This window comes from Enterobacter sp. RHBSTW-00975 (assembly GCF_013615235.1).
Classification (GTDB): domain Bacteria; phylum Pseudomonadota; class Gammaproteobacteria; order Enterobacterales; family Enterobacteriaceae; genus Enterobacter; species Enterobacter ludwigii.
On sequence record NZ_CP055883.1, the window covers coordinates 4,732,273 to 4,756,155 of the forward strand.

Here is a 23,883-nt window from a genome sequence, read left to right on the forward strand (position 1 = left end):
CAATGACCAATCTGGAGAGTTAAGTATGTCCGCTGAACACGTTTTGACGATGCTGAACGAACATGAAGTGAAGTTTGTTGATCTGCGCTTCACCGATACCAAAGGTAAAGAACAGCACGTCACTATTCCTGCTCATCAGGTAAACGCCGAATTCTTTGAAGAAGGCAAAATGTTTGACGGCTCCTCCATTGGCGGCTGGAAAGGTATCAACGAATCTGACATGGTTCTGATGCCTGACGCTTCCACTGCGGTCATTGATCCGTTCTTCGAAGAACCAACCCTGATCATCCGTTGCGACATCCTTGAGCCAGGCACACTGCAGGGCTACGACCGCGACCCACGCTCCATCGCGAAACGCGCTGAAGAGTACCTGCGTTCAACCGGTATCGCAGACACCGTACTGTTCGGGCCAGAGCCAGAATTCTTCCTGTTTGATGACATCCGTTTCGGTGCTTCTATTTCTGGCTCCCACGTTGCCATCGACGATATCGAAGGTGCATGGAACTCCTCCACCAAATACGAAGGTGGTAACAAAGGTCACCGTCCTGGCGTTAAAGGCGGTTACTTCCCGGTTCCTCCGGTCGACTCCGCTCAGGACATCCGTTCCACCATGTGTCTGGTGATGGAAGAGATGGGCCTGGTGGTTGAAGCTCACCACCACGAAGTGGCGACTGCGGGTCAGAACGAAGTGGCAACCCGCTTCAACACCATGACCAAAAAAGCAGACGAAATTCAGATCTACAAATACGTTGTGCACAACGTTGCGCACCGTTTCGGTAAAACCGCGACCTTCATGCCAAAACCAATGTTTGGCGATAACGGTTCCGGTATGCACTGCCACATGTCTCTGTCCAAGAACGGAACCAACCTGTTCTCTGGTGACAAATATGCCGGTCTGTCTGAGCAGGCTCTGTATTACATTGGCGGCGTAATCAAACACGCTAAAGCGATCAACGCCCTGGCGAACCCAACCACTAACTCCTACAAGCGTCTGGTCCCAGGCTACGAAGCACCGGTAATGCTGGCGTACTCTGCCCGTAACCGTTCTGCTTCTATCCGTATCCCGGTGGTGGCGTCTCCTAAAGCGCGTCGTATCGAAGTTCGCTTCCCGGATCCAGCTGCTAACCCATACCTGTGCTTCGCAGCACTGCTGATGGCGGGTCTGGACGGTATCAAGAACAAGATCCACCCAGGCGAAGCTATGGACAAAAACCTGTACGACCTGCCGCCAGAAGAAGCGAAAGAGATCCCACAGGTTGCAGGCTCTCTGGAAGAAGCCCTGCAGGCGCTGGACGCAGACCGCGAGTTCCTGACTGCGGGTGGCGTGTTCACTGACGACGCTATCGATGCTTACATCGCCCTGCGTACTGAAGAGAACGACCGTGTGCGTATGACGCCACACCCGGTTGAGTTCGAACTGTACTACAGCGTTTAAGTTTCAATGAGTTTCGCGCGCCCTTTTACGCGCGATCTCACAAGCTTTTATTTGTTGCCGTGGAAACTTTCAGCCCATCTCCGGATGGGCTTTTTTCTCCACCAACAAACTGATCTCACGCGCTTTTTACGACGAAAAAGCTATACTGCACTAAATTAGTGCAACCAACTCCAGGAGACTGCTGAATGGCAACTGGCACGCTGCCCGATGCTGGGCAGATCCTCAATTCTTTGATTAACAGTATTTTGCTGGTCGACGACGAGCTGGCCGTACATTACGCCAACCCGGCGGCGCAGCAGCTGCTCGCCCAGAGTTCACGCAAACTGTTTGGCACCCCGCTTCCGGAATTATTAAGCTATTTCTCGCTGAATATTGGCCTGATGCAGGAAAGTCTGCAGGCCGGTCAGGGCTTTACCGATAACGAAGTCACGCTGGTGATCGACGGGCGCTCACATATTTTATCGCTTACCGCACAACGGCTTCCTGAAGGGCTGATCCTGCTTGAAATGGCGCCGATGGATAATCAGCGCCGCCTGAGCCAGGAACAACTTCAGCATGCCCAGCAAATTGCCGCCCGTGACCTGGTGCGAGGCCTGGCGCATGAAATCAAGAACCCGCTGGGTGGCTTACGCGGTGCGGCACAACTCCTGACCAAAGCGCTGCCCGACCCTGCGCTGGCGGAGTACACCAACGTCATCATTGAGCAGGCAGACCGCCTGCGTAACCTGGTTGACCGTCTGCTCGGGCCACAACAGCCCGGCATGCATGTCTCAGAAAGTATTCATAAAGTGGCTGAGCGGGTTGTGAAACTCGTCTCGATGGAGCTGCCGGAGAACGTCACGCTGGTCCGTGACTACGACCCAAGCCTGCCGGAACTGGCGCACGACCCGGATCAGATTGAGCAGGTCTTGCTGAATATTGTGCGTAATGCCCTGCAGGCGCTGGGGCCGGAAGGGGGCGAAATTATTTTGCGCACCCGCACCGCGTTCCAGCTCACACTGCACGGCGTGCGCTATCGTCTGGCTGCCCGCATCGACGTTGAGGACAACGGGCCGGGTATTCCGTCGCATCTTCAGGACACCCTGTTCTACCCGATGGTCAGCGGTCGCGAAGGCGGTACCGGCCTGGGGTTATCCATTGCCCGTAGTTTGATCGATCAACACTCTGGAAAAATTGAATTTACCAGTTGGCCGGGACATACCGAGTTTTCGGTTTTCCTGCCGATTAAAAAATAAAGGTGACGTTTATGCAACGAGGGATAGTCTGGGTAGTCGATGACGATAGCTCCATCCGTTGGGTGCTTGAACGCGCGCTCACAGGGGCAGGATTAAGCTGCACGACGTTTGAGAGCGGCAGCGAAGTGCTCGACGCACTCACCACCAAAACGCCGGATGTGCTGCTTTCGGATATTCGCATGCCGGGAATGGACGGGCTGGCGCTTTTAAAGCAGATCAAACAACGCCATCCTATGCTTCCGGTCATCATAATGACGGCGCATTCCGACCTGGACGCCGCGGTGAGCGCCTATCAGCAAGGGGCGTTCGATTACCTGCCCAAACCGTTTGATATTGACGAAGCGGTCGCCCTGGTTGAGCGCGCGATCAGCCACTATCAGGAGCAGCAGCAGCCTCGTCACACGCCTGACTTCGGGCCCACGACGGACATCATTGGCGAAGCGCCGGCCATGCAGGATGTGTTTCGTATCATTGGCCGTCTGTCACGCTCGTCCATCAGCGTACTGATTAACGGTGAATCGGGAACCGGTAAAGAGCTGGTAGCGCATGCCTTACATCGCCACAGCCCGCGGGCAAAAGCACCGTTTATCGCCCTGAATATGGCCGCCATCCCAAAGGATTTAATTGAATCCGAACTGTTTGGCCATGAGAAAGGGGCTTTTACCGGCGCGAATACCATTCGCCAGGGTCGCTTCGAGCAGGCTGACGGTGGAACACTCTTCCTGGATGAAATCGGCGATATGCCGCTGGATGTCCAGACCCGTCTGCTGCGCGTGTTGGCCGACGGACAGTTTTATCGCGTAGGTGGCTATGCGCCGGTGAAGGTCGATGTACGCATTATTGCCGCGACGCACCAGAATCTGGAGCAGCGCGTCCAGGAAGGTAAATTCCGTGAGGATTTATTCCATCGCCTGAACGTGATCCGCGTTCATTTGCCACCGCTACGTGAACGCCGTGAAGATATTCCCCGCCTGGCGCGTCATTTTCTGCAGGTCGCTGCCCGTGAGCTGGGCGTGGAAGCCAAGCAGCTGCACCCGGAAACCGATGCCGCCCTCACCCGCCTGGCGTGGCCGGGCAACGTGCGTCAGCTGGAAAACACCTGTCGCTGGTTGACCGTAATGGCCGCCGGACAGGAAGTCCTGATTCAGGATTTACCGGCTGAACTGTTTGAAGCGACTGCGCCAGAAAGCAGCACCGGACATGGATTGCCGGACAGCTGGGCGACGCTGCTGGCACAGTGGGCCGATCGCGCGCTGCGTTCCGGTCATCAAAACTTGCTGTCTGAAGCCCAGCCCGAGATGGAGCGCACGCTGTTGACCACCGCACTCCGCCATACACAGGGCCATAAGCAGGAAGCGGCACGCCTGCTGGGATGGGGACGTAATACCCTGACGCGTAAGCTGAAAGAGCTGGGCATGGAGTGATCTTTACCCTTGTGTAAAGGTTATTAATTGAGCGCAAATTGCTGCTATTTTGCGCTTTACTGTATCAATGATTTTTGTATGATCGTGCCCGGAAAGTGAGGGTGACCATCATGCTGGAAACATTAGTGAATATGCTCTCAAGTGGAGCAGCCGAAAGCCACACGCCACAAACAGCCGTTGCTGCTGTGCTGTGCGCGGCGCTGGTTGGGCTGTTTAGCTAGAGAGTCGCTAACAAAAAAGCCGGGTAGCGGCTTCGCCTTACCCGGCCAAATATTTTGGCACGTCTTAAATGACGCGTGAGAACTGCTGCAGACGCGCTTTCTGACGCAGATAGGCGTCGAAGCACATGCAGATATTACGAATCAACAGGCGCCCTTTGGGTGTCACGTCAATTGCACGTTCTGAAACATCCACCAGCCCATCTTTTGCCAGAGGCGCTAACAGCTTCAGGTCATCAGCAAAGTAATCGCTGAAATGCAGATCCCACTGCGCTTCCACCTCGCTGAAATCAAGTCGGAAGTTACAGATGAGCGCCTTAATCACGTCACGACGGATGCAGTCATCGCGCGTTAACGCGATACCGCGCCACAGCGCGTTGCCCGCGTCATCTACCTGCTGATAGTAAAGTTTCAGCTCTTTCTGGTTCTGCGCGTAGCAGTCACCGATCATGCTGATGGCGGAGACGCCCATCCCCAGCAAATCGGTGTCGCCCTGGGTGGTGTATCCCTGGAAATTTCGGTGCAGTACGCCTTCGCGCTGGGCAATAGCCAGCTCGTCATCCGGACGAGCAAAGTGATCCATGCCGATGAACTGATAACCGGCTTCGGTCAGCGAGGCGATGGTTTCCTGCAAAATATCCAGCTTCTGTTGGGCAGAAGGCAGGTCGGCATCTTTGATTTTGCGCTGAGCGGCAAACAGCGTCGGCAGATGCGCATAGTTAAAGACGCTCAGGCGGTCCGGGTTGAGTTCGGCCACGCGTTTCAGCGTGAAGGCGAAGCTCTCCGGCGTTTGCTTAGGCAGGCCGTAAATCAGGTCGATATTGGTCGACGTAAAGCCGATATCGCGGGCGTGGTTGAGTAAGGCAAAGATAAACTCTTCATCCTGCTCACGGTTCACCAGCCGCTGCACCTCTTTGTTGAAGTCCTGCACGCCCATGCTCAGGCGATTGAAACCTTCAGCGCGTAAGTGATCCAGTACATCCAGCTCAATTTCGCGCGGATCGACCTCGATCGAGATTTCAGCATCGTCGTTAAAACGGAAGTTGTTGCGCAGGAGCGTCATTAAACGGCTGATCTGCGCTTTATTCAGATACGTTGGCGTCCCCCCACCCCAGTGAAGCTGGCTGACGTGACGGCCGGCAAACAGCGGGGCACGGTGCAGAATTTCCTGCTCCAGCGCATCCAGATACTGATCGGCTTTATGCTGCTGACGGGTAACGATTTTATTGCAGCCGCAGAAGTAGCAGAGCTTGTGGCAGAACGGAATATGGACATAGAGCGACAGCGGTCGCTCGGGGTAGCGCGCGACAGCCTGCTGAAACGCCGCCTCGCCGAAACTATCGGAGAACTCCAGCGCGGTGGGGTATGACGTATAACGCGGCCCGGAATAGTTATATTTCTGGATTAGGGCCAAATCCCAGTCGATAGTTGGTACAGACATGCTCACTCCTTCCGTTGGTGTCGCGTTCGCATACGGCGGCCCGTTCTGGCCCCATCGCGGGCCATCACTCGGGTGCGCAGCCACTTCTGTCGCCGCGACAACCGCCGTAGTTTAACGAATAACCACACCAGATAACATATAACCGGAAGGGTTATTAGCAGGACTATCGTCCCTGCCGGATGCAAATGTTAGTTTCCACCCTTCAGAAGACGCATCATATCTTCCTGCTTTTCGTCTTCTTCTTCGTCTTCGTCATCGTCGTAAGACAGACCCAGCTTCTGCATCAGCTCATCAATGCGGTCCAGTTTGGCATCAACCCATGACTGCTCTTCGGCGGTCAGGGTTTCACCCTCTTCAAGACGTTCCAGCAGCGCGTCCAGGCGCTCATCGTTCTCCAGCAAATCCAGCTCAGCCTGCGGTGAAAGCATAGGTTTCTCGCTCTTTGGTTTGTGCTGCTTAGTGACCGGGGTGTCTGTCACGCCCAGTGGAACAGGTGTTTTACTGCCAATACGTGGGTCTTTCTGCTGCTTGTTTTTCGCAGAAGCGCCAGAAGCATCACCACCGTTTGCACGGCTACCCGCAGCATGACCGCGATGTTTTTTATCGCGTTTGCGATCGCGCGATTCCTGGTTCAGTTCTTCGCGCGTTTTGCGGTGTGCTTTTGCAGGGCGTTTAGCGCCCGCAGCGGAGGTCGGTTTTTTCATGATGTTTTATCTTTAAGTCGTTTTCTTCAGTATAGAATTGCGGCGAAATCTAGCAGAAAGCAAGCAAAGAAAAAAGGCGACAGAGCAATCTGTCGCCTTTTTTCCTGACTCACAACCCTTAACGGGTCAGACATTCCGTGTTTGCCAACAACAAACCCTGTTTATCCCTTGGCTAATACCATCCGTGATACGGTTCCGTTTCCTGTTAAAACGCCTCCAGGCGTTGGTCATCCTGACAATCCTGCGTCTTCGCCTCCTGGCGCTCCTGACCCTAATCCTTAAGTCTGTTTCCTGTTGGCTTCCTCGCCCTGACGCACACTTTACCCTGTTCAGTTAAACTGACAAGCAACGAAACGGCACAAAAACGGATTTTCAGATAATTACCCGAGAATAAGCTTATGATTTAAAACAATTTGGCTTTTTTAACGCCTGCGAATTCTCTGAAATCTCCCATAGTATTCATAGCCGATCTCTCACAACCGCCAGGGTTTTAACCTACAGGCACTGTGCAATCAAAAAAGTCTTTTGCCGGCATTCAGGTATAATCCCCCTCAGATTACGATTTTGGAGACGACCACGTGACTACCTGGAACTACCAACAGACGCATTTTGTCACCAGTGCGCCCGATATCCGCCACCTTCCTTCTGATACTGGCATTGAAGTGGCTTTTGCTGGCCGCTCTAACGCGGGGAAATCCAGCGCCCTGAATACGCTGACCAATCAGAAGAGCCTGGCGCGTACCTCAAAAACACCTGGCCGTACTCAGCTGATTAACCTGTTTGAAGTGGCAGAAGGCAAACGCCTTGTCGACTTACCGGGATATGGTTACGCGCAAGTACCGGAAGAGATGAAGATCAAATGGCAGCGTGCGCTGGGTGAATACCTGGAAAAACGCCAGTGCCTGAAAGGTCTGGTGGTGCTGATGGATATCCGCCATCCCCTGAAAGATCTCGATCAGCAGATGATCGACTGGGCTGTCTCAAGTGAGATAGCCGTGCTGGTACTGCTGACTAAAGCGGATAAGCTGGCGAGCGGCGCGCGTAAAGCGCAGGTGAATATGGTTCGCGAAGCGGTGCTGGCTTTTAACGGCGACGTACAGGTGGAGCCGTTCTCCTCGCTGAAAAAGCAGGGTGTCGACAAGCTGCGTCAGAAGCTTGATAGCTGGTTCAACGAGCTGGAACCCGCGACGGAAGCGGAAGAAGAGTAATACCGAGCGCGGCGATGTCCGCGCTTTTTTTTGCCTGGATTATTCTTTGCCGCAATAAAAAACGCCCCAGTCATTACTGACTGGGGCGGCTAAAATATTCAGCCAAATCCGATTACGTGAAGTAAAAGGTCTGAAAGATAGAACATCTTACCTCTGTACCCTACGCGAATAACTCTACCCCTTTTTTTGCTGTAGAAAAAGCACTTTTTGTAGTTTTTTTTCATTCTTTACATAGGGAATTCTAATGATCGTCACAAAACGCACTTTGTTATGTTGCTAACTTACATAAAAAGCGCGTTATTGGCAGAACCCTTAGTGAGCTTGATCCCAGTTTTCACCGCTGCCCACTTCCACCAGCAACGGCACGTCAAGCGTCATGCTGCTTTCCATCAGTTCGTGGATCTTCTTCGACACGGCGTCCAGATCATCTTTGTGGACTTCGAATACCAGTTCATCGTGTACCTGCATGATCATCTTCACGCGTGGCTTCTCTTTTTCCAGCCAGGCATCAACCGCGATCATCGCGCGCTTAATAATGTCTGCCGCCGTCCCCTGCATCGGGGCGTTGATGGCAGCACGTTCTGCACCGGCACGACGCGCGGCGTTGCTTGATTTGATGTCCGGCAGATAAAGGCGACGGCCATCCAGGGTTTCGACGTAGCCTTTCTCCTTCGCCTGTGCGCGGGTGCGTTCCATATATTCCAGCACGCCCGGATAACGCTCGAAGTAGAGATCCATATACTTCTGCGACTCTTTACGCGGAATGTTGAGCTGGCGCGAAAGGCCAAAGGCGCTCATGCCGTAGATCAGACCGAAGTTGATCGCCTTCGCACTGCGACGTTGCTCGTGAGTCACGCTGTCCAGCGGCAGCCCAAAGACTTCAGCCGCCGTTGCACGGTGGATATCCTTTCCTTCCGCAAAGGCCGTCAGCAGCCCCTTGTCGCGTGACAGGTGCGCCATAATACGCAGCTCAATTTGCGAGTAGTCGGCCGAGACGATCAGGTAGTCGTCTGGCGCGATAAACGCCTGACGGATACGACGGCCTTCTTCATTACGTACCGGAATGTTCTGCAGATTTGGATCGGTCGAGGAGAGACGACCGGTCGCCGCCACAGCCTGATGATACGAGGTATGCACGCGGCCCGTTTTAGGGTTGATCATCAGCGGAAGTTTATCGGTATAGGTAGACTTCAGCTTCGCCAGACTACGGTACTGGAGAATCACTTTTGGCAGCGGGTAATCCAGCGCCAGTTCCTCAAGCACTTCTTCAGACGTTGATGGCGCGCCGCCAGGGGTTTTCTTCAGCGGCTTAATTCCCTGCTTTTCAAACAGGATGGTCTGAAGCTGTTTCGGAGAAGAAAGGTTAAACGGTTCGCCGGCAAGCTCATGCGCCTTCTGCTCAAGCTCGGTCAACCGCTGCGCCAGTTCTCCAGAGTGGTTATGCAGCACCGTCGGATCAATTTTTACGCCGTTGCGCTCAATGCGCGAGAGCACAGGTACCAGCGGCATCTCAATGTGCTGGAACACGTTCAGCGGACCTTCGTGCTTCTGCAGTTTTGGCCACATCTTCAGGTGCAGTTGCAGCGTGACATCGGCGTCTTCGGCCGCGTAGCGACCCGCTTCTTCCAGGGCAATCTGATTGAAGGTGAGCTGGTTTTTACCTTTTCCGGCAATCTCTTCAAAGGTAATGGTCTTATGCTTAAGCCAACGGTCGGATAAAGAGTCCATATCATGACGACCCGCCACGCTGTCGAGAATGTAAGATTCCAGCATGGTATCGAACGCAATGCCGCGCAGCTCAATGCCATAGTTTTGCAGAATGCCGCGATCATATTTGAGGTTTTGCCCGACCTTAAGCGCCTTGTCATCTTCCAGAATCGGTTTCAGCAGCTCCAGCACACGCTCACGCGGGATCTGATCAGGCGCATCGAGGTAATCATGTGCAACGGGCACATAGGCCGCCATTCCCGGCTCCGTCGCAAATGACAGGCCGACCATATTGGCGGAGATGTTATCGAGGCTGTCGGTTTCCGTGTCGAAGGCAAAGAACGGCGCTTTTTTGAGTTTCTCAATCCACGCCACCAGCTGTGACTCTTCAAGGAGGGTTTCGTAATTGTCGAAAGAGAGCGCGATGGCCTCTTCTTCTGCCAGCTCTTCGGCATCAACGACAATCGTCTCCTTTGGCTTAGCGGCCGGTTTGGCCCCTTTTGCCTGCAGCCATTTACCGGCTTCCACGTCCGTGGTCCAGCGCTTGAATTCGTATTTCTTAAACAGGCTCAGCAGTTCGTCTGCGGAAGGCTGCTGCACTTCAAGCTGCTCACAACCCAGTTCCAGTTCAACATCGGTTTTAATGGTTGCCAGCTTATAGGAGAGATAAGCCACCTCTTTGTTCTCTTCCAGCTTTCCGGCCATGGTTTTTGCACCACGGAAGGAGAGCCCGGCGATTTTGTCCGGTTCCGCGTACAGCGTATCCAGCCCGCCCAATCCCTGAAGCAGCGCCTGTGCGGTCTTTTCACCCACGCCAGGTACACCTGGGATGTTATCCGAGGAGTCGCCCATCAGCGCGAGGAAGTCGATAATCAGCTCTGGCGGCACGCCATATTTTGTGACCACCTCTTCAGGCCCCAGGATGGTGTTGGTCATGGTGTTAATCAGGGTGATACCTGGCGTTACCAGCTGCGCCATATCTTTATCCCCTGTACTGATCAGTACCGGACGACCCATTTTTTCTGCTTCACGTGCCAGCGTACCTATTACGTCATCGGCTTCGACCCCAGAGACGGCCAGCAGCGGCAAGCCCATCGCTTTTACCATCGCGTGCAGCGGTTCAATCTGCGCACGCAGATCGTCAGGCATTGGCGGACGGTGAGATTTGTAATGCTCAAAAAGCTCGTCGCGGAAGGTTTTACCTTTCGCATCAAACACCACTGCCGCATGGGTTGGCTGGTACTGAAGGATCAGGCTGCGCAGCATGTTTAGCACGCCGTACATTGCGCCGGTAGGTTCCCCTGCGCTATTGGTCAGAGGAGGAAACGCATGGTACGCCCGATACAGGTAAGAAGAGCCGTCGACGAGAATAAGAGGGTTTTCTGGGATCTGAACCATAATGTCCGTGCCTTTAATCAATTTATGCGTAAAGGATGCCACAGAAGGATGAAAACATCAGTTATTAGCGCCAGATACAGGAAAAGATTTTGCGATCGTGAGGATCGCTCGCAAAAATAAATCTGTGGATAAGTTTGTGCATACTTTTACGTCATAGGAATAACAGACGCTAAAAGTACATACCTCATAATAAATAGATTCTATATATCATAGAGTTATTATGTTTCATTTGATCTTTATGGCCAATTGATGACAATTTAGTCTATGTGGATATAAGCCCAGGGCCGCATGCCGTTATAGCGAAATCTTCTGCTCCCGGGCGTTATCCCGCAACGCCTGGCATGAAAGCACCCTTATTTTGTCTGATTTCTGATAAAATCAGCGCCCTGCACCGGATAGCCGGCCGCTCACTTACAGCTAACCATCTGAAAAAGCTCATCATGTCGAGATTGCTCGCAGCAATAACATTACCTTTAAGCATCATTTTAACTATTCTGGTGACTGTCGCCTGTTCTGTGCCGATCATTGTTGCCGGCATCATTAAGTTGCTGCTGCCCGTGCCCGTGGTATGGCGAGCCGTATCCGCATTTTGTAATTTCATGATGTACTGCTGGTGTGAAGGACTGGCGTTCCTGTTGTACCTGAACCCACACCTGAAGTGGGATGTGGAAGGGCTTGAAGGCCTCAACAAAAAGAACTGGTACCTGCTTATCTGCAACCACCACAGCTGGGCAGACATCGTGGTGTTATGCGTGCTTTTCCGCAAACATATCCCGATGAACAAATACTTCCTGAAACAGCAGCTCGCCTGGGTGCCTTTTATCGGTCTGGCCTGCTGGGCGCTCGATATGCCGTTTATGAAACGCTATTCGCGCAGCTATTTGCTTCGTCATCCGGAGCGTCGTGGTAAAGATGTAGAAACCACCCGCCGCTCCTGCGAAAAATTTCGCGCGCATCCGACAACCATTGTGAACTTCGTGGAAGGCTCGCGCTTTACGGAAGAGAAGCGTCAACAAACTCGCTCTCCTTATCAGCACCTGCTGCCGCCCAAGGCTGCGGGCATTGCGATGGCGCTTAACGTGTTGGGCGCGCAGTTCGATAAATTACTCAACGTCACGCTCTGCTATCCGGAAAACGACAGGACACCGTTCTTCGATATGCTCAGCGGCAAGCTGACGCGGATCGTTGTACGTATCGAGCTGGTGCCGGTTGATGACGGGTTGCACGGGGATTACGTTAACGATAAGAATTTCAAACGTCTTTTCCAGCGTTGGCTGAATACGCTCTGGAATGAGAAAGATGAACAGATAGAAAAGATTAAATCTTCATACAAAAACGCCGGTCAGTGACCGGCGTTTTTTTCTTTATTGATCTTACTTCTTCTCGACCAGATATTTCACGGTATCCGCGTACTGCTGTACGAAGATATCCATGCTGCTGGTGTCCATGCCCTGCGTGTTCAGCTGATATTTGCCGTTAACATACATCGCCGGAACGCCCTGCAGCTGAAGGTCTGCGGCGGCTTTTTCCTGCTGGGCTACCAGAGATTTCACCACAAAGCTGTTCCATGCCGCGTCGTATTCTTCACCTTTCACACCGGCATCCACGAAGACTTTACGGATATCTGCAGTCGTCTGAACTGTCTGGGTTTTCTGGACTGCTTCAAACATTGGTGCAGTGATCTTATCTTCCACGCCCAGCGCGATAGCTACCGCCCACGCCTGAGTCAGGTCTTTACCCAATGGGCCCAGGAACTCAACGTGATACTTGGTCATTTTGGTGCCTTCTGGCAGCTTTTTCTTCACGTTATCGGAAACATGCAGCACCTGCTCGAACTGATAGCAATGTGGGCAATAGAACGAGAAGAACTCCAGAACCTGTGGCTCGCCAGCGACTGGCTTTTCCAGCGTCGTATACTGTTTGCCGTCGGTAAACTGCGCAGCAGAAGCGCTAAATGCCAGAATCATACCTGCCAGCGCCAGCCAAATTTTTTTCATGATTAACTCTCTCCTGGGTGTGTCCAATTAATACATCGGCGTTAATTGCAGAGGGGGCTCCTTAAGAACCTTAACCTGCTCAGTAAATGTGGATATCTGGCTGCGCCAGTAATCCTCTCCGGTAAGCCACGGGAAATTACGGGGAAATGCAGGATCGTCCCAACGCCTGATTAACCATGCGAGATAATAAACAAAACGCATCGCGCGTAAAGGTTCAATCAGGACAATTTCGTCTGAATTAAAAGGGCTAAACTCTTCGTAGGCCTCAATAATCGTTTCAAGCTGCATCCGTTGCTCAGCTTTATCGCCATTGAGCAGCATCCACAGGTCCTGAACCGCTGGCCCCATACGTGCATCATCGAGATCGACGAACAGCGGGCCATCACGCCAGAGAATATTACCAGCGTGACAATCGCCGTGCAGACGCAGAACGGAAATATCATCGCACCAGCAGGTTTTCACCGCATCAATAAGTTTATCGGTCGCGTTGAGGAAATTATCCTTAAGCGCTTTGGGGATTAGCGCCGAGGTTTCAAATACCTGACGAGGTTCAAGCAGGTATTCCTGAATACCGATTGTCGGACGGGCAATAAAGTCTTCTTTACGTCCCGTCTGGTGAATGCGTCCCAGATATCGGGCAACCCACTCCATCTGATCGATATTATCCGCTTCAAACTGGCGACCCCCCAGGCTTGGGAATACGGCGTAGTAAAACCCTTCGTGGGTGAGCAGCGTTTGGTTATTAAATTTAAGCGGCGCGGCAACGGGAACATCATCATCCAGCAGATCGTGAGCAAACTGGTGCTCTTCCTGAATTTGTTCTGCGGACCAACGTTGAGGGCGATAGAACTTTACGACAAAGCGCTGACGATCCTCGTCCTGAAACTGATAGACGCGGTTTTCGTAGCTATTTAAGGGGGTTAGCCCGGAATCCACCCGAATACCCTGTTCAAACAGCGCATCCATAATGGTATCCGGGTGTAATGTCTTGAAAGTAAAAGCCTGGTCGTTCATCCGATCATCCGGAAATTATACGAATGATTCAGGATATCATCTTGTGGCGATTTCGGTGCCGCCGCTTACAAGCTTTTACTCTTTAATTACGCCACGTGCGCGCAGCAACGCGGTTTTAAAATCTTCCTCATAATCTTTCTGAATACCAGGAATAACAGCGTCTTTGGCAGAGTCGCGCATTTTGAGATGGTAGATCAGGATATCGTCAGAAAGGTCTGTCAGTTCGCCGTCAAAACCTGACTCTTTCGCCAGTTTCTGTAAAAATTGCATCAGATTAAGCTCTGGCTCTTTTTGCCAGGCCGGCTGGAGGAGTTCAATGACTTCATTCAGACGTTTACATTTCATGGTGGTGCTCCTTTCATTGAGAGTGACACGTTAGCAGGGTCAATCCCACAATAAAAGAGGCGATATTCATGAATCATGGCCAGCAAATAATCGGCGTTGTTCTGGCGGGTGGCAAGGCAACCCGAATGGGGGGGAAAGATAAAGGTCTTCAGCTCCTTAACGGTAAGCCACTCTGGCAGCATGTCGCTGATACGCTTGCGGGCCAGGTCATGACAATGGCCATCAGCGCTAACAGGCATAGAGATGTTTATCAGCGTAGCGGGTATCCCGTTTACGAGGATACCCATGAGAATTACCCCGGGCCGCTGGCCGGTATGCTTTCGGTTATGCAGCAGTCGCACGGAGAGTGGTTTATCTTCTGTCCGTGTGATACCCCGTTTATTCCGTCTTGTCTTGTCGAACGCATGGTACGGCTTCGTGGTAGCGCACCCGTTGTCTGGGCCCATGACGGTGAGCGCGACCACCCTGCTGTTGCGTTGATCCACCGTTCGTTAGTTCCGGCGTTACAGGAGTACCTGACGGCAGGAGAGCGCAGGGTGATGGCTTTTATGCGCCAGTCAGGCGGCCATCCCGTCGATTTTAGCGATCTGAAATCGGCGTTTATGAACGTCAATACCACAGAAGATTTGCAGATGATGCAGGAGAAAAAATGATACCTGTTTTGGCCATTTCAGCCTGGAGTGGTACCGGGAAAACGACGCTGCTGAAAAAACTGATCCCTGCGCTTTGCGCTAAAGGTGTTCGCCCCGGATTAATTAAGCATACGCATCACAATATGGATGTCGATAAGCCGGGAAAAGACAGCTATGAGCTGCGTAAGGCAGGTGCAGCCCAAACGATGGTGGCGAGTGATCAGCGCTGGGCATTGATGACTGAAACACCGAATGAAGCGCCGCTGGATCTCATGTATCTGGTTAGTCGGATGGATCACTCTACTCTGGATCTGGTGCTGGTTGAGGGGTTTAAGCATGACGCGGTGGCGAAGATCCTGCTGTTCAGAAGCCATGCCGGGCATGATGTTCACGAGCTGACGCTCGATGAGCATGTGATTGCAGTCGCCAGTGACGTAGCCCTGGATCTGGAGATACCGGTACTGGATTTGAATAACGTTGAGGAGATCGCCGCGTTTATTTTGAATTGGTGTGCTGTCTGATGCTCTCTCCGGCAGCGGGAAAAACCCAAAGCAAAAAACCCCGCACCATACGGTACGGGGTTCTTTTAATTGATGCCTGGCAGTTCCCTACTCTCGCATGGGGAGACCCCACACTACCATCGGCGCTACGGCGTTTCACTTCTGAGTTCGGCATGGGGTCAGGTGGGACCACCGCGCTAAAGCCGCCAGGCAAATTCTGTTATCTGTATCAGCTGAAAATCGTCTCTCACCGCCAAAACACCTTCGGCGTTGTAAGGTTAAGCCTCACGGTTCATTAGTATCGGTTAGCTCAACGCATCGCTGCGCTTACACACCCGACCTATCAACGTCGTAGTCTTCAACGTTCCTTCAGGAGACTTAAAGTCTCAGGGAGAACTCATCTCGGGGCAAGTTTCGTGCTTAGATGCTTTCAGCACTTATCTCTTCCGCATTTAGCTACCGGGCAGTGCCATTGGCATGACAACCCGAACACCAGTGATGCGTCCACTCCGGTCCTCTCGTACTAGGAGCAGCCCCCCTCAATTCTCCAGCGCCCACGGCAGATAGGGACCGAACTGTCTCACGACGTTCTAAACCCAGCTCGCGTACCACTTTAAATGGCGAACAGCCATACCCTTGGGACCTACTTCAGCCCCAGGATGTGATGAGCCGACATCGAGGTGCCAAACACCGCCGTCGATATGAACTCTTGGGCGGTATCAGCCTGTTATCCCCGGAGTACCTTTTATCCGTTGAGCGATGGCCCTTCCATTCAGAACCACCGGATCACTATGACCTGCTTTCGCACCTGCTCGAGCCGTCACTCTCGCAGTCAAGCTAGCTTATGCCATTGCACTAACCTCCTGATGTCCGACCAGGATTAGCTAACCTTCGTGCTCCTCCGTTACTCTTTGGGAGGAGACCGCCCCAGTCAAACTACCCACCAGACACTGTCCGCAACCCGGATTACGGGTCTACGTTAGAACACCAGCCATTAAAGGGTGGTATTTCAAGGTTGGCTCCACGCAGACTGGCGTCCACGCTTCAAAGCCTCCCACCTATCCTACACATCAAGGACCAGTGTTCAGTGTCAAGCTATAGTAAAGGTTCACGGGGTCTTTCCGTCTTGCCGCGGGTACACTGCATCTTCACAGCGAGTTCAATTTCACTGAGTCTCGGGTGGAGACAGCCTGGCCATCATTACGCCATTCGTGCAGGTCGGAACTTACCCGACAAGGAATTTCGCTACCTTAGGACCGTTATAGTTACGGCCGCCGTTTACCGGGGCTTCGATCAAGAGCTTCGCGTTACCGCTAACCCCATCAATTAACCTTCCGGCACCGGGCAGGCGTCACACCGTATACGTCCACTTTCGTGTTTGCACAGTGCTGTGTTTTTAATAAACAGTTGCAGCCAGCTGGTATCTTCGACTGATTTCAGCTCCACCCGCAGGGGCTTCACCTACATATCAGCGTGCCTTCTCCCGAAGTTACGGCACCATTTTGCCTAGTTCCTTCACCCGAGTTCTCTCAAGCGCCTTGGTATTCTCTACCTGACCACCTGTGTCGGTTTGGGGTACGATTTCGTGTTACCTGATGCTTAGAGGCTTTTCCTGGAAGCAGGGCATTTGTTACTTCAGCACCGTAGTGCCTCGTCATCACACCTCAGCGTTAATAAACGACCGGATTTACCTAATCGTTCCGCCTACATGCTTAAACCGGGACAACCGTCGCCCGGCTAACATAGCCTTCTCCGTCCCCCCTTCGCAGTAACACCAAGTACAGGAATATTAACCTGTTTCCCATCGACTACGCCTTTCGGCCTCGCCTTAGGGGTCGACTCACCCTGCCCCGATTAACGTTGGACAGGAACCCTTGGTCTTCCGGCGAGCGGGCTTTTCACCCGCTTTATCGTTACTTATGTCAGCATTCGCACTTCTGATACCTCCAGCACCCCTCACAGGACACCTTCAACGGCTTACAGAACGCTCCCCTACCCAACAACGCATAAGCGTCGCTGCCGCAGCTTCGGTGCATGGTTTAGCCCCGTTACATCTTCCGCGCAGGCCGACTCGACCAGTGAGCTATTACGCTTTCTTTAAATGATGGCTGCTTCTAAGCCAACATCCTGGCTGTCTGTGCCTTCCCACATCGTTTCCCACTTAACCATGACTTTGGGACCTTAGCTGGCGGTCTGGGTTGTTTCCCTCTTCACGACGGACGTTAGCACCCGCCGTGTGTCTCCCGTGATAACATTCTTCGGTATTCGTAGTTTGCATCGGGTTGGTAAGCCGGGATGGCCCCCTAGCCGAAACAGTGCTCTACCCCCGAAGATGAGTTCACGAGGCGCTACCTAAATAGCTTTCGGGGAGAACCAGCTATCTCCCGGTTTGATTGGCCTTTCACCCCCAGCCACAAGTCATCCGCTAATTTTTCAACATTAGTCGGTTCGGTCCTCCAGTTAGTGTTACCCAACCTTCAACCTGCCCATGGCTAGATCACCGGGTTTCGGGTCTATACCCTGCAACTTAACGCCCAGTTAAGACTCGGTTTCCCTTCGGCTCCCCTATACGGTTAACCTTGCTACAGAATATAAGTCGCTGACCCATTATACAAAAGGTACGCAGTCACCCCATAAAAGAGGCTCCCACTGCTTGTACGTACACGGTTTCAGGTTCTTTTTCACTCCCCTCGCCGGGGTTCTTTTCGCCTTTCCCTCACGGTACTGGTTCACTATCGGTCAGTCAGGAGTATTTAGCCTTGGAGGATGGTCCCCCCATATTCAGACAGGATACCACGTGTCCCGCCCTACTCTTCGAGTTCACAACCTGTGTGCTTTCGTGTACGGGACTGTCACCCTGTACCGTGCGACTTTCCAGACGCTTCCACTAACACACAAGCTGATTCAGACTCTGGGCTGCTCCCCGTTCGCTCGCCGCTACTGGGGGAATCTCGGTTGATTTCTTTTCCTCGGGGTACTTAGATGTTTCAGTTCCCCCGGTTCGCCTCGTTAACCTATGTATTCAGTTAACGATAGTGTGTCGGAACACACTGGGTTTCCCCATTCGGACATCGCCGGGTCAAAGGTTCATATCACCTCGCCGGCGCTTTTCGCAGATTAGCACGTCCTTCATCGCCTCTGACTGCCAGGGCATCCACCGTGTACGCTTAGTCGCTTAACCTCACAACCCGAAGATGTTTCTTTCGATTCATCACCGGCTTGCGAAAATTTGAGAGACTCGAACACACATTAACTGTGTGTCGTTTCAATTTTCAGCTTGATCCAGATTTTTAAAGAGCAAATATCTCAAACGTCACCCGAAGATGAGTTTTGAGATATGTCGGCAGGTGACTTTCACTCACGAACCAGCAAGTGGCGTCCCCTAGGGGATTCGAACCCCTGTTACCGCCGTGAAAGGGCGGTGTCCTGGGCCTCTAGACGAAGGGGACACTGAAGTCTCAATCGCAAGACGCCTTGCTATTTACTTTTCATCAGACAATCTGTGTGAGCACTACAAAGGCAGGTTCTTTAAGGTAAGGAGGTGATCCAACCGCAGGTTCCCCTACGGTTACCTTGTTACGACTTCACCCCAGTCATGAATCACAAAGTGGTAAGCGCCCTCCCGAAGGTTAAGCTACCTACTTCTTTTGCAACCCACTCCCATGGTGTGACGGGCGGTGTGTACAAGGCCCGGGAACGTATTCACCGTAGCATTCTGATCTACGATTACTAGCGATTCCGACTTCATGGAGTCGAGTTGCAGACTCCAATCCGGACTACGACGCACTTTATGAGGTCCGCTTGCTCTCGCGAGTTCGCTTCTCTTTGTATGCGCCATTGTAGCACGTGTGTAGCCCTACTCGTAAGGGCCATGATGACTTGACGTCATCCCCACCTTCCTCCAGTTTATCACTGGCAGTCTCCTTTGAGTTCCCGGCCGGACCGCTGGCAACAAAGGATAAGGGTTGCGCTCGTTGCGGGACTTAACCCAACATTTCACAACACGAGCTGACGACAGCCATGCAGCACCTGTCTCAGAGTTCCCGAAGGCACCAATCCATCTCTGGAAAGTTCTCTGGATGTCAAGAGTAGGTAAGGTTCTTCGCGTTGCATCGAATTAAACCACATGCTCCACCGCTTGTGCGGGCCCCCGTCAATTCATTTGAGTTTTAACCTTGCGGCCGTACTCCCCAGGCGGTCGACTTAACGCGTTAGCTCCGGAAGCCACGCCTCAAGGGCACAACCTCCAAGTCGACATCGTTTACGGCGTGGACTACCAGGGTATCTAATCCTGTTTGCTCCCCACGCTTTCGCACCTGAGCGTCAGTCTTTGTCCAGGGGGCCGCCTTCGCCACCGGTATTCCTCCAGATCTCTACGCATTTCACCGCTACACCTGGAATTCTACCCCCCTCTACAAGACTCTAGCCTGCCAGTTTCGAATGCAGTTCCCAGGTTGAGCCCGGGGATTTCACATCCGACTTGACAGACCGCCTGCGTGCGCTTTACGCCCAGTAATTCCGATTAACGCTTGCACCCTCCGTATTACCGCGGCTGCTGGCACGGAGTTAGCCGGTGCTTCTTCTGCGGGTAACGTCAATTGCTGCGGTTATTAACCGCAACACCTTCCTCCCCGCTGAAAGTACTTTACAACCCGAAGGCCTTCTTCATACACGCGGCATGGCTGCATCAGGCTTGCGCCCATTGTGCAATATTCCCCACTGCTGCCTCCCGTAGGAGTCTGGACCGTGTCTCAGTTCCAGTGTGGCTGGTCATCCTCTCAGACCAGCTAGGGATCGTCGCCTAGGTGAGCCGTTACCCCACCTACTAGCTAATCCCATCTGGGCACATCTGATGGCAAGAGGCCCGAAGGTCCCCCTCTTTGGTCTTGCGACGTTATGCGGTATTAGCTACCGTTTCCAGTAGTTATCCCCCTCCATCAGGCAGTTTCCCAGACATTACTCACCCGTCCGCCACTCGTCACCCGAGAGCAAGCTCTCTGTGCTACCGTTCGACTTGCATGTGTTAGGCCTGCCGCCAGCGTTCAATCTGAGCCATGATCAAACTCTTCAATTTAAGTTTGATGCTCGTGAATTAAACTTCGTAATGAATTACGTATGTTCACTCAGAGACTTTGGTATTCATTTAGTGTCCGAAGACATTAAGAATCCATGTCACTTTGAGTGCCCACACAGATTGTCTGATAAATTGTTAAAGAGCAGTGCCGCTTCGTTTTCGCTGCGGCGCGGGGTGTGCATATTACGCTTTCCCGCTTCAGAGTCAAGCATTTATTTTCGCTTATCTCTGCTGACCCGGCGGCGTGTGTGCCGTTGTTCCGTGTCAGTGGAGGCGCATTATAGGGAGTTATTCTGAAGTGACAAGAGGAAATTCAAAAAAAGTTTCTGTCCGTGTTTTTTTTCACCAACAGGGGTGAAATCAAGCTACAAATTGTTCTATTTGATGTATCTGCAACCACAATAACACCCGAGGTGGCATAATTATCAGCATGAATCTTTAAGGAATAAACGCGATGCCATTAAGCGCACAACAACTGGCTGCCCAAAAAAACCTGTCGTATGTGCTGGCAGAAAAACTGGCTCAGCTGATTTTAGCGGGTAAATATGCCCCGGGGAGCATCCTGCCGGGTGAAATGGAGTTGGGTGAGCAGTTTGGGGTGAGCCGTACCGCCGTTCGCGAAGCGGTGAAAACCTTAACGGCAAAAGGCATGGTGCTTCCGCGTCCTCGCATTGGTACGCGTGTGATGCCACAGAGCAACTGGAACTTCCTCGATCAGGAACTGCTCTCATGGTGGATGACGGAAGATAACTTTCATCAGGTTGTCGATCACTTCCTGGTGATGCGCAGCAGTCTTGAACCTCAGGCCTGCCTCCTTGCCGCCACGCTCGGGACGGCAGAACAGAAAGCGCAGCTCAATGCCCTGATGGAAGAGATGGTGTTCCTGAAAAAACACTTCAACCGCGAACGCTGGATTGAGGTCGATATGGCCTGGCATGAACACATCTATATGATGAGCGCCAATCCGTTCCTGACATCCTTTGCCTCTTTATTCCATTCGGTATACCACACCTACTTTACCTCTATTACGCAAGACGAAGTGGTAAAGCTGGATTTGCACCAGGCGATTGTTGATGCCATTCAGGAGAGCGACGGGCAGCGAGCCCAGGATGCATGCCAGGCATTGCTGGCCGCGCCAACCCACCAGCAGGTACATAAATGAGAGAGAAAAAAGCGCGCAGCATGGCCGGATTGCCGTGGATTGCAGCCATGGCGTTCTTTATGCAGGCACTGGATGCCACCATCCTCAACACAGCGCTACCCGCGATTGCACAAAGCCTTAACCGATCCCCGCTGGCGATGCAGTCCGCCATCATCAGTTATACCCTGACTGTCGCGATGCTCATTCCGGTGAGCGGCTGGCTGGCTGACCGCTTCGGCACCCGCAAAATATTCATGCTGGCTGTGACGCTCTTTACGCTCGGCTCTTTGGCCTGTGCGCTGTCAACGTCTCTTACAGAGCTGGTCATCTTCCGTGTTCTTCAGGGCGTTGGCGGGGCGATGATGATGCCCGTGGCGCGTCTGGCGTTACTGCGCGCCTATCCGCGCAGTGAACTGCTTCCTGTGCTCAACTTTGTCACAATGCCCGGCCTGGTCGGCCCCATACTGGGTCCGGTTCTCGGCGGGGTATTCGTCACCTGGGCAAGCTGGCACTGGATCTTCCTGATTAATATTCCCATTGGCGTCGCGGGGCTGCTTTATGCCCGCAAATATATGCCGAACTTCACCACCCCAAGACGCCGTTTCGATATGCGTGGTTTTTTCCTGTTTGGCCTGAGCCTGGTGCTCTTCTCCAGTGGGATGGAGCTGTTTGGTGAGAAGATCGTGGCGACATGGATTGCACTCTCCGTCATCCTCGGCGGTATTTTGCTGTTCCTTCTTTATATACGTCATGCACGCCGTCACCCGACGCCGTTAATTTCTCTGTCGCTGTTTAACACCCGAACGTTTTCCGTGGGGATTGCGGGCAACATTGCCTCACGCCTGGGGACGGGCTGCGTGCCGTTCCTGATGCCACTGATGCTGCAGGTGGGTTTCGGCTACCCGGCTCTGATTGCCGGTTGCATGATGGCACCCACGGCGATGGGCTCTATTCTGGCCAAATCAACCGTCACGCAGGTGTTGCGCTGGTTTGGCTATCGTAAGACGCTGGTAGGTGTAACGGTCTTTATCGGGCTGATGATCGCGCAGTTCTCCCTGCAATCCGCCTCTTTACCGGTCTGGATGCTGATCCTGCCCCTGTTTGTGCTGGGAATGGCCATGTCGACACAGTTCACGTCGATGAACACCATCACCCTCGCCGACCTGACCGACGATAACGCCAGTAGCGGCAACAGCGTGCTGGCAGTGACTCAGCAGTTATCGATCAGTCTGGGGGTGGCCGTCAGTGCGGCGGTGCTGCGGTTTTATGAAGGTTTTGACAGCGCGAACACCGTCGAACAGTTCCACTATACCTTTATTACCATGGGCGCACTCACCGTCGTGTCGGCGCTGGTCTTTATGCTGTTAAAACCCAAAGATGGCCGCAACCTGATCAAAGAGCGCCACAAAGCAAAGGCTAAACCGAACCCCGTTCCATCAGAACAGGAGTAAGCTGCAGACGTTGCTGCTGCAGGCCGGGCTCGGCCATTCGGTGGATAAGCACATCGATGGCCAGCTCGCCCAGTTCATCTTTTGGCTGATGAATCGTGGTGAGCGGCGGCGTCATGTAGCGGGCCAGTTCAATGTCATCGTAACCAATCACCGCCATATCGTGTGGAACACGCAGTCCCGCCTGATATAACGCCTGATACGCGCCAAACGCCATCGCATCGTTGCCGATAAACACAGCCTGCGGACGCTGCGCTTGCGACAGCAATTTCTGCATAGCTTCAAAGCCGCCGTTAAATTCGAAATCACCGGTAATACGGTAGCCATCCGGAACAGTAAGCCCCGCCCGCGCCATCGCAGAAAGATACCCCTCAAGACGCAAACGCGCCGGGGTTTTATCCAGGGGGCCGGTAATGCAGGCGATGCGGGTATAGCCTTTATCGATCAGATACTGGGTGGCCATGTCACCCCCCAGCAGCGAGTTATCCTGAATGAGATCGCTGGTACCGTCGAACGGCGCCCAGTCCATCATCACCGTGGGAATAGAAGGGTAGCGCTGAATAATCTCTTTCGAGGGCTGATGTGTTTCGGTACACAGCAGCAGTAACCCGTCGACGCGTTTTTGCATCAGCGTCTCCAGGTTGCGGTTCATTCGCTGCTCATCCCCTTCGGTATTGCACAGCACCAGGCTGTAACCACGCTCGAAGCAGCTGCGTTCGACACCGCGAACAAGTTCAGAATAAAAGGGGTTGGTACTGGCGGTGATCAGCATGCCGATGGTGCGCGTCTGGTTGAGCTTGAGGCTGCGCGCCAGCGCGGACGGCGCATAATTGAGATCTTTAACCGCGGCTTCGACTTTCTCCCGAATCGCCTCGCTAACGAAGCGATCGTTATTAATGACGTGGGAGACTGTCGACGTAGAAACGCCCGCCTGGCGGGCGACATCTTTCATTGTGGCCAAG

18 protein-coding genes, 1 tRNA gene and 3 rRNA genes are annotated in these 23,883 nt (G+C 53.0%); 10 read left to right on the forward strand and 12 right to left on the reverse strand.

The window, feature by feature from the left end; translation table 11 throughout:
* The first annotated feature begins 25 nt into the window (after positions 1 to 25).
* From glnA to HV340_RS22905, 4 genes are all read left to right on the forward strand, one after another.
* Entirely contained in the window at positions 26 to 1,435 is a 1,410-nt protein-coding gene (gene glnA / locus HV340_RS22890) for a glutamate--ammonia ligase (protein ID WP_014172249.1), read from the forward strand.
* 185 nt (positions 1,436 to 1,620) lie between these two features.
* Positions 1,621 to 2,670, forward strand: a complete 1,050-nt coding sequence (gene glnL, locus HV340_RS22895) for a nitrogen regulation protein NR(II) (RefSeq protein WP_014172250.1) — start codon at positions 1,621 to 1,623, stop codon at positions 2,668 to 2,670.
* A gap of 11 nt (positions 2,671 to 2,681) precedes the next feature.
* Entirely contained in the window at positions 2,682 to 4,094 is a 1,413-nt protein-coding gene (glnG, locus tag HV340_RS22900) for a nitrogen regulation protein NR(I) (protein ID WP_063925927.1), read from the forward strand.
* Positions 4,095 to 4,204: 110 nt separating this feature from the next.
* Positions 4,205 to 4,315 carry a YshB family small membrane protein gene (locus HV340_RS22905; protein ID WP_032670298.1) on the forward strand — a complete coding sequence of 37 codons (111 nt, stop codon included), beginning with the start codon at positions 4,205 to 4,207 and terminating at the stop codon, positions 4,313 to 4,315.
* Positions 4,316 to 4,379: 64 nt separating this feature from the next.
* On the opposite strand, the gene hemN is transcribed toward HV340_RS22905, so the two are convergent.
* Both hemN and yihI read right to left on the reverse strand, forming a co-directional pair.
* Positions 4,380 to 5,753 (reverse strand): oxygen-independent coproporphyrinogen III oxidase, encoded by a 1,374-nt coding sequence (gene hemN, locus HV340_RS22910; protein WP_050737758.1) that lies wholly within the window; start codon positions 5,751 to 5,753, stop codon positions 4,380 to 4,382.
* Between the two features lie 188 nt (positions 5,754 to 5,941).
* Positions 5,942 to 6,457: a Der GTPase-activating protein YihI gene (gene yihI, locus HV340_RS22915; protein WP_014172254.1), complete on the reverse strand. Its 516-nt coding sequence runs from the start codon at positions 6,455 to 6,457 to the stop codon at positions 5,942 to 5,944.
* 578 nt (positions 6,458 to 7,035) lie between these two features.
* Here yihI and yihA point away from each other — a divergent pair.
* Entirely contained in the window at positions 7,036 to 7,665 is a 630-nt protein-coding gene (gene yihA, locus HV340_RS22920; protein WP_014172255.1) for a ribosome biogenesis GTP-binding protein YihA/YsxC, read from the forward strand.
* Between the two features lie 312 nt (positions 7,666 to 7,977).
* Here yihA and polA read toward each other — a convergent pair whose 3' ends face one another.
* Together polA and HV340_RS24550 are read right to left on the reverse strand one after the other, a co-directional pair.
* Positions 7,978 to 10,770, reverse strand: coding sequence for a DNA polymerase I (gene polA / locus HV340_RS22925; RefSeq protein WP_047356005.1), 2,793 nt, complete (start codon positions 10,768 to 10,770; stop codon positions 7,978 to 7,980).
* 322 nt (positions 10,771 to 11,092) lie between these two features.
* Positions 11,093 to 11,371 (reverse strand): hypothetical protein, encoded by a 279-nt coding sequence (locus HV340_RS24550; RefSeq protein ID WP_226864116.1) that lies wholly within the window; start codon positions 11,369 to 11,371, stop codon positions 11,093 to 11,095.
* Between HV340_RS24550 and HV340_RS22930 the strand changes: the two genes are divergently transcribed.
* Positions 11,268 to 12,119, forward strand: a complete 852-nt coding sequence (locus tag HV340_RS22930) for an acyltransferase (protein WP_229216791.1) — start codon at positions 11,268 to 11,270, stop codon at positions 12,117 to 12,119. The two genes, HV340_RS24550 and HV340_RS22930, sit on opposite strands and share 104 nt — an antisense overlap.
* A 24-nt stretch (positions 12,120 to 12,143) precedes the next feature.
* Here the strand turns inward: HV340_RS22930 and dsbA are convergent, their stop codons facing one another.
* From dsbA to HV340_RS22945, 3 genes are all read right to left on the reverse strand, one after another.
* Positions 12,144 to 12,767, reverse strand: coding sequence for a thiol:disulfide interchange protein DsbA (gene dsbA / locus HV340_RS22935; protein WP_020883990.1), 624 nt, complete (start codon positions 12,765 to 12,767; stop codon positions 12,144 to 12,146).
* A 27-nt stretch (positions 12,768 to 12,794) separates the two neighbouring features.
* Positions 12,795 to 13,781 (reverse strand): serine/threonine protein kinase, encoded by a 987-nt coding sequence (locus HV340_RS22940; RefSeq protein ID WP_063925928.1) that lies wholly within the window; start codon positions 13,779 to 13,781, stop codon positions 12,795 to 12,797.
* A gap of 75 nt (positions 13,782 to 13,856) precedes the next feature.
* Positions 13,857 to 14,126: a YihD family protein gene (locus HV340_RS22945; protein WP_010436801.1), complete on the reverse strand. Its 270-nt coding sequence runs from the start codon at positions 14,124 to 14,126 to the stop codon at positions 13,857 to 13,859.
* A gap of 68 nt (positions 14,127 to 14,194) precedes the next feature.
* Here HV340_RS22945 and mobA point away from each other — a divergent pair, with 68 nt between their 5' ends.
* Positions 14,195 to 14,779: a molybdenum cofactor guanylyltransferase MobA gene (gene mobA, locus HV340_RS22950; protein WP_047356003.1), complete on the forward strand. Its 585-nt coding sequence runs from the start codon at positions 14,195 to 14,197 to the stop codon at positions 14,777 to 14,779.
* A complete protein-coding gene (mobB, locus tag HV340_RS22955) occupies positions 14,776 to 15,279 on the forward strand; it encodes a molybdopterin-guanine dinucleotide biosynthesis protein MobB (protein WP_063925929.1) in 504 nt (167 codons plus the stop codon). Before mobA ends, mobB begins: the two co-directional genes overlap by 4 nt.
* Positions 15,280 to 15,353: 74 nt before the next feature.
* Here the strand turns inward: mobB and rrf are convergent.
* The 4 genes from rrf to HV340_RS22975 all read right to left on the reverse strand — a co-directional run bounded on the left by rrf (position 15,354) and on the right by HV340_RS22975 (position 20,332).
* A 5S ribosomal RNA gene (gene rrf / locus HV340_RS22960) occupies positions 15,354 to 15,469 on the reverse strand.
* Between the two features lie 63 nt (positions 15,470 to 15,532).
* A 23S ribosomal RNA gene (locus HV340_RS22965) occupies positions 15,533 to 18,439 on the reverse strand.
* Positions 18,440 to 18,631: 192 nt separating this feature from the next.
* Positions 18,632 to 18,707: transfer RNA gene (locus HV340_RS22970), tRNA-Glu, on the reverse strand.
* 85 nt (positions 18,708 to 18,792) lie between these two features.
* Positions 18,793 to 20,332 (reverse strand): 16S ribosomal RNA (locus HV340_RS22975).
* Together the 16S, 23S and 5S rRNA genes with 1 tRNA gene alongside form the textbook arrangement of a ribosomal RNA operon.
* A gap of 454 nt (positions 20,333 to 20,786) precedes the next feature.
* Between HV340_RS22975 and HV340_RS22980 the strand changes: the two genes are divergently transcribed.
* Both HV340_RS22980 and mdtD read left to right on the forward strand, forming a co-directional pair.
* Complete coding sequence (locus tag HV340_RS22980) at positions 20,787 to 21,494, forward strand: FadR/GntR family transcriptional regulator (RefSeq protein WP_020882776.1); 708 nt, start codon at positions 20,787 to 20,789, stop codon at positions 21,492 to 21,494.
* On the forward strand, positions 21,491 to 22,924 hold the full coding sequence (mdtD, locus tag HV340_RS22985; RefSeq protein ID WP_014172264.1) for a multidrug transporter subunit MdtD: 1,434 nt from the start codon (positions 21,491 to 21,493) through the stop codon (positions 22,922 to 22,924). Before HV340_RS22980 ends, mdtD begins: the two co-directional genes overlap by 4 nt.
* On the opposite strand, the gene rbsR is transcribed toward mdtD, so the two are convergent.
* Positions 22,890 to 23,882 carry a ribose operon transcriptional repressor RbsR gene (gene rbsR, locus HV340_RS22990; protein ID WP_072255737.1) on the reverse strand — a complete coding sequence of 331 codons (993 nt, stop codon included), beginning with the start codon at positions 23,880 to 23,882 and terminating at the stop codon, positions 22,890 to 22,892. The two genes, mdtD and rbsR, sit on opposite strands and share 35 nt — an antisense overlap.
* Position 23,883 lies beyond the last annotated feature (1 nt).